We start from the raw sequence: 11,400 nt of genomic DNA on the forward strand, positions 1-11,400 counted from the left end.
CTTTTCGCGCGAAATCAATCGGGCAAGCCCAGTTGGTCCACTCATAACAAGCTTCGGGATCAATCTGCTGCAGCTCGGTTAATAGTTTCTGCGCATAATCGAGCGCTTTTTCATTCTCGCGCACCTTGGCGCTCAATGTCGTTACAAAACCAAACTGACTGGAGATGGCATAATGCATATTATCTAAACTGACATTGAGATTATCTTTTGCTTCATAAAGCAGATCATCTAACTGATCGAGATAATACTCGGCATCGTCCTGCTGATTACTCTGTACCGACAGTTGAAAATCTTTAACGGTATCGTCCAGAATATCAATCACTTTGCCCATATCCGTTAGCTGCCGATAGCTGCTCTGTTTACGCATTAAACGGTTAAGCATACGTTTGAGTTCGGCGGTGACGCGGTAATCCCCGGCCTCATCATCGGGGCGCAGCAGCCCTTTTTTCTGCAATAAATTGAGTTTCCCTGAATCTATCTGATCGTCGCTAATCGATCCATAGACATAGGCATCGGCAAGCAAGTGGCTATTGGTCCCAATCTGCTTGAGTAATTCAGCGACATCTCCTGCATCATATCCGGCCATTAAAAAAGCAACTCCTCTTGCTGTTGCTGCTCATTCTCTGGTAGTTCAACACGTTCAGAATCGTTTAAAAATTCGATTAAGAGGTAGATAATATCAAAACGTGCCGTGGCGTAATAACGGCTGCTGCCTGCATTTTTACGCACTAAATAGCCCATCTCCTCGAGTTTTTGAAAGATGAAGACCAGTTGCTCGCGTGTTTCCAATTTATTGCTTTTAAAAGGTTTATTCGATGTTAAATGGCGCAGTTGTTGGCGTAATGTTTGATCATGTTCAAACGGGTCGAATAACTCGTTGATATTGACCACCGATTTTGCGTGCAGCGGCAGGTCAGTTTGACTAACCGCAAGCAGCAACTCTAAAAATTCAACTAAGGGGCGAAAACTGCTGCGCACTTCACTAAATAATGCGCTCAGTTCAGCGCTGTTATCCTGATCAACTTGTTGAAAAGTGCAGTAAAACGCATCGGCGCTCTCTAAATAGGTGAGGTTTCTATCTAAATTTCCCAAAAAGTCTGCAACACGTTGCCGATTATCATCGGCTTTTAAATATTCAAACTCATCAGCAAAAGCAGTTTCACAAATCACCGCGCCGGTAAGTAATTTTTGTACGGTTTGCTTAAACATTATTCAACCTCCGCAGACTGTTTCTGTGGTGAAATCGCCTGTTGTTTGCGCGCGGCTAATAGCTCATCCAAGCGCGATATTGGGATCTCGGCATGGTAAATTTTATTATCTTTTAATTTATAGTGCCTGTCATAAAGTGACAGAATATGGCGATCGGTTGAGGGGGAAGCCGATAGCATGGAGATATTGTTGTCATTAAACATCTTCAATAGCTGATCAATGTTTTCAGCCGCCAATTCGCCCAATTCATCCACGGGAAGAATAATCACCGAAGGCGAATTACCCGAGCCGCGCAGCATACCTAAGATACCCGCAAACAGAGAGAGCATTGCCAAGTAGGAAAGCCCGGTTGAACTTATTTTTTTCAACTGCCGTGCATTTCTGGCGTGTTTTAACTGCCCTTTTTCGGTAATGGTAAATTCGATATCAAAAAGATTATTGTGCGCGAGGACAAAACCGTCACTGGGCAGATAAGCCGAGAGCTTGTGCATCGCATAAATAAGTTCATCCGGAATTTCACCCGTACCTTCACGCAGATCATCACGGTGCTGCTCGAATAATTTTGAAAACTGCTGTAACGGTCCCCAGTATTCAAGCTCTTCCTGTTTCATCACGGTATACACATTGATATCCGCCAAGGCTTCAAAATGTGCCAGCGCGGTGACATTTTTTGAAAGCTGTTTGCCGATAATTTTAATGCGCCGTCCGAAGTTTTCGATATGCTGATAAAACTCATTGATCATATTGGCATTGACCGTCACCAGCTGATAGGTGTTCTTCTGCTTCTGCTCGGCGCTGCTTAACAGGTCTAAAATTGGGCTGCGGTATTTAAACAGGGTTTTAGCCCCCTGAAAATTGTCGTTATCCGCCACTAATTTAAGCCAGTTTTCAAACAGCTCACTGCCCGCATGGTTTTTTCTAAAGGACTCATTAAAGCGGTTGAGTTGCTCTGTTAAACGTTTCTCCACCGTTTTAAACTGTTTGAGCCAATCGAAACAGAAACTGACCGCCAAATCGGCTTCATTATTGGGCTCAGAATCACTTTGTAATGGCTCAATACCGCTTATTTCACATAAACGCTGACTTTCACTGAGCTGGGTTAACAAGTCATGGCTGTCACGCAGTTGCGTGTTGAGTTTTTTCAGCAATGCTTGATTAGTGCTGATCAACTGCCCTTTTTCTGCAAGCAGATCTTCAAGGCTGTTTTCTAAGCCGCGTCGTTGGACTTCTCGGTTCTGATTAAGCTCAACCAGTTTATCGCGGTGCACGTAACGCTCATTCATAAACTGATTGTACTCACGTGCCTTACGCGCCCAAACGGCACACTCGGCTAAGGCAAGTTCAAGTGTTTTGCGTTCGCCGCTGCGTTTATCCACCTCACCATCGGGATCAAGATCGCTGAGCGCACTGTTTTTCTGCTTTTTGTAGTCACGTAAGCGCGTGTTCGCGCTCTCTTCAATGGCGCTAAGCTGCGCGGCAAGTTGATCAAGCTGGCTGTCGCGATCTGATTCCACCACCATACGCTGATCCAGCATTAAACTGTTCAGATCAAATTTCTGCTCCTGCTGCGACTCGTTAAACTGTTCAATTTTTTTACTGAGCTGCTTTTTCTCATGGCTAAGCGTTTTAATCAAGTTATCAGCCGCAAGATTAGCTTCTTTTACTGCGCGTTGTTTTTTATCACTGAGACTTTGTCTCTGGACTTTAAGCTGTTCCAGCTTGAGCTCATTTTGTTTGAGCGTCTGTTTAATTTCACTGATCGCGATTTTTTGCGCTTCGATCTGTTTGCCAAGTCCGACAAGTTGCTGATCAAGCAATGCTATCTGCTCGCTCTGCGCAAAACGTTTAGTGTCTAAATGGGCGGCTTTTTCGCGTAACTGATTTTCATTAAGCTGCAGATCATTGTCCTGCAGTTGCTGCAGATCCAGTTGCAAGCCGTAAAAGCTGTCGCCTTGTCCGCACCATAGAGGATCTAAATCGGTGCGCGCGAGCTGCTCACTGGATAACAAACGGCCGATATTATCTTTCCAGTGAGAGGCTGATGGTTCATTCACTAAATAATGCTGCAGCGAACCGACTTCAGGAAGCAGCTGTAATTCCACCGCTGCACACTGCTGTTTTAGCTGTTCTAAATAGCGGTTATCTTGTTTATGTTTATCGAGCAGTTTCTCCCGCTGTTTTTCAAGTACCGTGAGCTGCTGGTTGGCCTCATTGCTTTTTTGCAGAATCAGCATCTGCGTTTCATGGGTTTGCGTTAAATTATTTTGGTTTGTTTCAATATAGGCTAGCAGCTCAGCATCAATAATCGGGTTTTGCTGCGCAAGCTCGGCCTGAGCCAGTTTATTATCAAGGGTTTGCTGCTGCATATTAAGCTTTAAAAAGGTACCGTTTAAAAGCTCGTTAAGCTGACCGAGCTGCGCCTGATAGGTTTCACTAATAACTGTAAGCTGCACATTCGCCGATTCTTTAATGCGCGCCGCGTTCTCTTTATTGGCCCCCAGATCGGTTACTTTTTGCAGGGTTAAATCCTGGATCAGTTTTTCAAATTTACGCTGTATTTTACTGATATGGCCTTCGAAGGCTTCAATAACATCATTTACTTCATTGAGCTGCTGCTGAATATGCGGCGCCCTGTCAGCCTGCAGCTGAAAACTGGCCGCATCATTATCGTCATATTTAAGCTTATCTTGATCGAGCAGATCGATGCGGCTTTGATCCGCTTCGATTAAGGCCACTATTTTAGAAATATCTCTGCGTAGCGATTCCCCGCCGTTTTTTAATTCAGCCTCGAGTTTATCCAAGGTTTTACGCGCGTCCTCTTTGCTCTGTTGGCGCGTCTCTTGTAACAGCTCAAGTTTGTTCTGATGGTTAATAATCTCAAAATGGAGATGTTGTAATTTAACCAGCAAACTATCGAGATTATTAAAATCACTCTGCCAGATTGAAATTTTATCCGCTACTTTTTGAATGGCGCGGCTGGCCTGGATATCCGCTAACCAATGGCTAATATCCTCCTTATTCAGGCTTATCTGCTCTTTTTCTTCGATGCTGTTACGCGCCAGATGATCACTGGAGATAGCCACCAGCATCCGTTTAACTGCATCAAAATCCAGATTTTTTTCGATCGTGCCGTTAATGACTTTATCGATATGCGGCGTCGGTAAATCACTAAACGAGAAACGGCTCTGCAGTTGACGCACATCTTTGAGTTTGCGGCCACTGCGCAGATTTTGGATTACTTGACGGTATTTATCGACGCCTAAATAACTGGAACAGTAACAACCGGCATTGCGGTAGATCCGTTCCACTTCACTGACCGCTAACGGGTGTTTGTCTTCACCGATAAAAGAGTCGCTATTATAAGCGCCATCAATCAGTTTAAAATGCACGCTACGACCATCGCTGCTCGCTAACACCATGCAGGTTTGCCCGTAGGGACGCTGGTATTCATAAACCAGCATACTCGAATCACGCGGCAGGTAATAATCAGCAAAATTTCTTGCTTGATCCACCTTACTGACGATATCACTGGGACGCATACCATAAAATAGCGGCAATAAACGCATTAATGAGGTTTTGCCCGCACCATTGGTGCCTTCAAGTTGAGTATGCCCAGTTAAATCGAGTTCATTAACTTGGCCTTTCCAGAAACTGTCGATAATGATAATTCGCAGTAGAGAATAGGCTTGCTGAACCATAGTGGATCCTTCTTTGAACGGTTTTTATACAAAAAAATGGTGAATACAATAAGCCGGACAATTTATAAGGAATGGCGGCTTTTGTCGATGATTTTTAGATAAGTTTGTGCATTTAAGCGCAGCGATAACACGCTTTAACGTAACATTGAGTCGATTCGAGGCAACTATTGTGGACTGAGTCGATTGGTGCTGTTTTTATGCGCACTGATTTAATAACGCCGCGCCGCGAACCCCGCCTGTCGCGCCGAATGTTGCGCGCCTGATTTTGGGTAAGCTCACCTGCTTAAGCAGATGTTCCGGGAGGCGTTTTTCCAGCGCTTGCGGCAACAGTTCAAGGTTGGATAGACCGCCGCCTAATATAAGCGCATCGGGATCTAGTACTAATATTGCAGTGGCTAAACCGGCGGCTAACAGATCCAGATAAAGATCCACCACTTGCATTGCGGTTTTATCCGCCGCGCGGTATTTCTCAATAATCTGCGGTCCCTGCAGCGCTGTTTTCGGATGGTTTTGCGCGTTGTTTTGTGACGCGTTGTTTTGTGAATAGTGCAGGTATAAGTTCGAAAGCCCGGTGCCGGAGATATAACTCTCTAAACACAGCTGCCTTCCGCAGCCGCAGGTGAGCTTTGGTAAATCCGGGTATTTTAAGAGCATAGTAGCAGGAAGCGGGTAATGACCTATCTCCCCGGCAAGTGCATTAAAACCACTTTGGATAGCGCCGTTGACAAAAATTGCTCCGCCCACACCCGTTCCCAGTGTAACAGCCAACACAGTGGCGCAGTTATCAGCACTGCCGCCGTAGCATTCAGAGAGCAAAAAACAGTTGGCATCATTTTCTAATACAACTTTACGCCCTAACAGCGCTGATAAATCCGCCCCCAACTGCTGCCCTTTTATAGCGGCTACATTGGCACAATTTACGCTGTGATCTTGTGGATTAAGTGTCCCGGGAAAGCCGATTCCAACAGATCCAATACAGGAAAACTGACTATCGGCCTGTTGAACCAATGCGCCGATAAGCGTCATAAAAGAGGCATAATCACTGGGCGTCGGGCGCTGCTCAGAAAACAGGCAGTTTAGGTTTTGATCAAACACTGCAAAAGCGATTTTTGTACCGCCAACATCAAATCCGTACAGCAAAATAATTATTCCCTTACTTAAAATGGAAAGGCAGTAAATTCAGATCTGATATTACACTACCATTTTTAATGTTAAATATTGTGTGTGATTTTGTTTACGGCGGCGCTCACCCCTTTGTTATACAGCCAGCCAACAGGTTGGCAAAAAATTCGGCCCCTTTTTTTCGAGAAAATTCAATATTACGTTGCGGAATTGCATCCGGGTCAGGGTGATTTTTTAACGCAATCTCCATGCTTGCTTCGCGAATAAGATGCAAGGTTGGATAGGGAGATCTGTTAGTGTAATTTGCGGGATCATTTTGCGCCTCGCCAGCAAAGCAGTAATCCGGGTGAAAACTTGCAAGTTGATAAACGCCTTCAAAACCTTGTTCAAACAGGAGATCGTTGGCTAAATCCAGCAGATCTAAAAAGTCGTCAAAAACCGGTACGCTATAGGGCATTATAAATAGCGTTGTTTCAGTATCGCTATGCGCCTCTAAGTATTGGCACTCTTTAATAAGCGCAACTAATAACTCTTCTATTTCCCCCTGTGCAACCGTATAACGAACCGATCCCCGATCTACTTCTTGACGTGCAAAGGGGCAGATATTGTATTTAACGATGACCTGCTTAACCCAGTTTTCGGTGTGGCTAATAATGTTATTTATGTCGTCCATTTTTATCCTAACTAATTTTTATAGAACGTTTATTTACTCGGTAAATAAAACGCTGCTTGTTGATATCCTAAATCGATCATCTCCTGAGCCCTGTCAAACTCTAAAACCCCACAGGCATTACGTGCGATTTCGATAGTATAATCGGCTGGATAGGACGCTAGCTTTTGACGTGCGATAGTGCTTTGCATTGCATCGAGTGCTTGGTTAACAATCTCAAAGGCCCCCAAATCCGTCGACGGGATTGGGTGACTATTTCTAAAGCTGTCAATAAAAGCCAGTATCTTGTTATGAATACTTATATCACCCGCTTCTGGCGGATCTTTTTTAGGCGATTTTTGAACCGATATCTCTTTTTGGATTCGCCCCCCTAAATTAACCGCAATGATCATATCAGTTTGATCGCTGAATGTGGGGGCGATGGGCATAGGGTTGAGTACACTACCATCAATAAGCGTTACCCCATTACGTATTACCGGGGTAAAAAATAGGGGCATTGAGATAGAGGCGCGGATAGCGTCGAACAAGGATCCCGAATTTATCCAAACCTCTTTTTCATTCTTTATATCGGAGGCAACCGCCGTAAATGAAAGCGGTAAATCCTCAATCAGCTGATCGCCTAATAACTCCACCAGCGTGTTGATTATTTTATCACCGCGTACAAATCCATTGGATTTCCATGCGATATCCAGCAGAGAGATGATGTCCATTCTATTTATTGCACAAACCCATTTCTCATACTTATCTAAATTCCCTGACGCATAGATGCCGCCAATTAATGCGCCAATCGAACTGCCTGATATCGATTTTATTTGATAATTATTTTCAACTAACCAGTTAATGACACCTATATGAGCAAGCCCACGTGCGCCCCCACTCCCAAGCACCAAAGACACTGTTGTTTTTTTATTTACCATACCGCCTCGAAATTGCCTTCAATAGGATCACTGATACCATAACTATAAGTTAATTTTACCTTGTTTAAACGACTTACTTGCATTTATCTACTTGTGACACTCTTTATTGCCTGTCATACTTTTAACTATGGCATATCGGTCACTTACTTTGATAAAAAATAGGAATTACATGGTTATCTTCTCCCAAGAAGTTTATAAATTAATTAATCTCGCGCTAACTGAATTAACGGTATCACAAGCATCGGGAAGAACACCGCATAACCCACTTAGTGAAGCGCATTATTTAGGCGCATGGGTGACCAATTCCATCAAAAAGAAACGCTTTGATTCAGTTGTTTTAGCTGCATTAAAAGGGTGGCAAAGCCAGGCACGCAGTTTAGGTAAAGACGCTGGGCTAAAAGCGAAATTCACCTACCTGAAAACATGTTACAGCCAAATATTAGATGAGCAGGAACAATTACAGCCAGTTCATATTGAACAGTTTCATAAGCTTTATGCAGCGCTTGACGATGATCAATGGCTGGTCACAACAGATCTTGTTGTGGGTGAGAGGCTAAATAGACATAGTGGCGGCAAAGAGTCGTTAATTGTCTGCGCAGAGCAGATGCAGAACTGTTTTGATGAGCAAGGTGTTCTGATAAAACCTATCTCTTTATATATACGCGGCAATCAGCAAACAATCATTGATTGTGCATTTGCACAAGATTTACTGCTCTACAAAATTACAGATTATAAATCTAAGGTTAAATACCACGGTGAATTTATTGTTTACCCGAATAACGATGGGGAATCATTACCTGAGCTTCCGATTGCTTCGGGCGTCGAAGCGCAGCAATAAAACAGCAACAGTGAGGTGTTGCTGTTTTATCGTAGCAACGCCTCTTTAACTGACTTTTTCTTGTCGCAGTGGGGATAGTAATTCTTTTGCAATCAACTTTAATAAAAAAGTTTCACGCTCAATCGACATCCCTTTTTTCGTGCTATTTTTAATCGTTAATTCATTATGTGCAATTGCATCATAAACACTTAACCACACAGCTTTCATACCATTCTTTATTTCGTAATCTTCCAACTTTGTTGCGCCTAGCTGGGCATCGATAGCGCAAATATAACAGTAAGATTTCATATGCATAATTGCAAAATCATCTTTGTACCAGGGACGAAACTCTTCATATAAACCAAACTCACGGATATCTCTAATATTTTGCGCGCCCGTCTCTTCTTGTAACTCACGAATTAAACCTTGCTGCAGATCTTCGCCATCATCAAGCCCACCACCTGGTAAAGTATAATCATGATAACGCTCGGTATAGAGCATTAAAATTTTATCACCTTTAATAATGATTGCGCGTGTAGCAACGCGTAAAAAAGTACTTTTTTCAAGGGACTCAATATCAGGGTGAACGGTAGATTTAAGCAGGCGCATAATCAAACTCAATAATAAAAAACTAACTGGGCGCGGATAATAGCATTTTACCGTAACTGCTGGTACTGCTTAAGGATGCTTGTTACATCCGCATTTGGATTTTTGGCGATGCGCTGATAATGGCCGATGGTTTTATGTAAATAATTGCGATGTAAGGGATCACTAAAATCCCACATGATTGAGCCGACAGCGGACAGAGGTTGACCGCTATTGCATGAAACATGCACTATTTCATAGCCGCGGCCATTTTCAAAAACCAGCGCTTCATTAAGTAAACCGAGCTTATTGTTAATGAGAAACTGGCGCACTTTATAATTGTGATGAACGGGGCATAAAATAAATTCAATAGGATGATTTTCAGATAACAATAACAGTGACTGCATCAGCTCGATAAGTAACTCGCCACCAATGCCGGCAATAATAATAAGGTGCGTATCTGTTTCGGGTTGCGTCGAACACGCCGTTATCGGTAATACCCCCGCATCAATGCAATGCACTTGCCAGGCTTGCCGGTCGCCCTGCCAGTGATTTTGCAATGTGTTTTCTATTTGCGTCAGCAATGCCGGCACAATATCGATAAAGTGAACAGTCTGCGCTGCCTGCGCCTTAAGCAGATTAAAACCTAATAAACCATGATCGCAGCAGCAATCCCAAATATGGTCATATCTGCGGGTTATTATCTGCTCAATTTTTTGTAACCTTAGACCGGTCTTCACTCTCTATCTCTCAAATATCATCTACCTTATCAAAAAAAATGCGGGCTAAACCCGCGCCCGCACTGTGCATTTCTCAACTATTATTCTCTTATAAACGTATATTACAAACGCATAGTTAATGCGACCCGTTTTCTATCAAGATCCAGTTCCAGCACTTTAACTTCTACAATCTGTCCGGCTTTGACCACCAGCAGCGGATCTGAGACAAACTTTTCGGCCAACTGCGAAATATGCACTAATCCATCCTGGTGCACGCCAATATCGACAAACGCGCCAAAGCTGGTGACATTAGAAACTACCCCTTGTAAAACCATATCGACCCTTAAGTCGCTAAGTGTTTTGACCCCTTTTGCAAAACTCACGGTTTTAAATTGAGGACGAGGATCGCGTCGCGGTTTGCTGATTTCATTAATAATATCTTTAATGGTTAAAGCCCCAAATTCAGAGCTCACTAACAATTCTATATTGACCTTGTTTAACAGCTCTAAATTATTAATGAGTGCTTTTACCTCATGGCTTTGCTGTCTGGCGATATCATTAACCAGATTATACGCTTCCGGATGGACAGCGGAGTTATCCAGTGGATTATTGCCATCAATTATGCGCAAAAATCCCGCGCATTGTTGGAACGCTTTATCCCCTAAACGGGGCACTTTTTTCAGCGTTTGACGGGATCTGAAAATGCCATAAGTATCGCGGTAAGCAACGATATTTTGGGCAATGGTTTTATTTAATCCGGCAATAAAACTGAGCAGTGAAACAGAGGCGCTGTTTACGTCAACACCTACTGCGTTAACACAATCTTCAACAACCGCCTGTAACCTTTTGCTTAATTGCGCTTGGTTAAGATCATGCTGATATAACCCCACACCAATCGCTTTGGCATCAATTTTAACTAACTCAGCCAACGGATCCTGCAAACGGCGCGCAATCGAAACGGCGCCGCGTATTGACACATCAAGCTTAGGAAACTCAAGCGAGGCAAGCTCAGAGGCCGAATAAACAGAAGCGCCCGCTTCACTGACAATAAGCTGTGTGACTGAGGCGGATTGCTTACTTAAACAGGTTCGCACAAAACTATCACTTTCCCGCGATGCGGTGCCGTTACCGATAGCAATCAAATCTACTTTATATTTTTCTATTAATTTCAGTACGACAAGCTCTGCTTGCTCTGTTTTAAATACAGGGGCATGAGGGTAAATGGTTGCATAATCGAGTAACTTGCCGGTTTCATCAATCACCGCTACTTTACAGCCCGATCTAAATCCCGGATCTAACCCCAATACCACTTTACGCCCGGCAGGCGCCGCCATTAACAGATCTTTTAAATTGCCGGCGAAAACATCAATCGCACTGTCATAAGCCTTTTCTTTTAAAGCTGTAATTAACTGCGTTTCTAATAACCCCGACAATTTACCTTTCCAAACTTTTTTGACCACCTGCGCACGCCAACTGTCAGCCGCTACATTGTTTAATGAGAAACCTAAATGGTTGGCTATCAACACTTCACAATAGGATGTTTTACAGCTTTTATCCTGCTTGGGATCAGCCTCTAATTTAACCTTTAAAACCTTTTCACTTTTACCGCGCAAAATAGCTAACAAACGATGCGAAGCAATTTTATTTAAACGCTCACTGTAAT

9 protein-coding genes and 1 pseudogene are annotated in these 11,400 nt (G+C 43.4%); 1 reads left to right on the forward strand and 9 read right to left on the reverse strand.

The features are described from left to right. From ACJAT7_RS15300 to ACJAT7_RS15325, 6 genes and pseudogenes are all read right to left on the reverse strand, one after another. Nucleotides 1-586: pseudogene (locus ACJAT7_RS15300) on the reverse strand (hypothetical protein); the annotation flags it as partial. After that, complete coding sequence (locus ACJAT7_RS15305; RefSeq protein ID WP_415227669.1) at nt 586-1,209, reverse strand: hypothetical protein; 624 nt, start codon at nt 1,207-1,209, stop codon at nt 586-588. The gene ACJAT7_RS15305 and the pseudogene ACJAT7_RS15300, both read right to left, overlap by 1 nt. Then, a complete protein-coding gene (locus ACJAT7_RS15310; RefSeq protein ID WP_415227670.1) occupies nt 1,209-4,907 on the reverse strand; it encodes an ATP-binding protein in 3,699 nt (1,232 codons plus the stop codon). The genes ACJAT7_RS15305 and ACJAT7_RS15310 overlap by 1 nt, the downstream gene beginning before the upstream one ends. Nucleotides 4,908-5,102: 195 nt before the next feature. Next, nucleotides 5,103-6,047 (reverse strand): ROK family protein, encoded by a 945-nt coding sequence (locus ACJAT7_RS15315; RefSeq protein WP_415227671.1) that lies wholly within the window; start codon nt 6,045-6,047, stop codon nt 5,103-5,105. Between the two features lie 106 nt (nt 6,048-6,153). Continuing rightward, a complete protein-coding gene (locus tag ACJAT7_RS15320) occupies nt 6,154-6,702 on the reverse strand; it encodes a DUF1415 domain-containing protein (RefSeq protein ID WP_415227672.1) in 549 nt (182 codons plus the stop codon). Between the two features lie 29 nt (nt 6,703-6,731). After that, the gene (locus ACJAT7_RS15325) at nt 6,732-7,616 is read right to left on the reverse strand and encodes a patatin-like phospholipase family protein (RefSeq protein ID WP_415227673.1); all 885 of its coding nucleotides are present in this window, start codon (nt 7,614-7,616) and stop codon (nt 6,732-6,734) included. Nucleotides 7,617-7,785: 169 nt separating this feature from the next. Between ACJAT7_RS15325 and ACJAT7_RS15330 the strand changes: the two genes are divergently transcribed. After that, nucleotides 7,786-8,454, forward strand: coding sequence for a DUF2913 family protein (locus ACJAT7_RS15330; RefSeq protein ID WP_415227674.1), 669 nt, complete (start codon nt 7,786-7,788; stop codon nt 8,452-8,454). 45 nt (nt 8,455-8,499) lie between these two features. Here ACJAT7_RS15330 and ACJAT7_RS15335 read toward each other — a convergent pair whose 3' ends face one another. The 3 genes from ACJAT7_RS15335 to ACJAT7_RS15345 all read right to left on the reverse strand — a co-directional run. Then, on the reverse strand, nt 8,500-9,042 hold the full coding sequence (locus tag ACJAT7_RS15335; protein WP_415227675.1) for an NUDIX hydrolase: 543 nt from the start codon (nt 9,040-9,042) through the stop codon (nt 8,500-8,502). 47 nt (nt 9,043-9,089) lie between these two features. Next, nucleotides 9,090-9,758, reverse strand: coding sequence for a tRNA (adenine(22)-N(1))-methyltransferase (locus tag ACJAT7_RS15340; RefSeq protein ID WP_415227676.1), 669 nt, complete (start codon nt 9,756-9,758; stop codon nt 9,090-9,092). 101 nt (nt 9,759-9,859) lie between these two features. Continuing rightward, nucleotides 9,860-11,400: helix-hairpin-helix domain-containing protein (locus ACJAT7_RS15345; protein ID WP_415227677.1), on the reverse strand; the 1,541-nt coding region annotated here is incomplete at its 5' end.

The sequence above is a fragment of the Psychromonas sp. genome (assembly GCF_047632995.1).
In the GTDB taxonomy this organism is placed as follows: domain Bacteria; phylum Pseudomonadota; class Gammaproteobacteria; order Enterobacterales; family Psychromonadaceae; genus Psychromonas.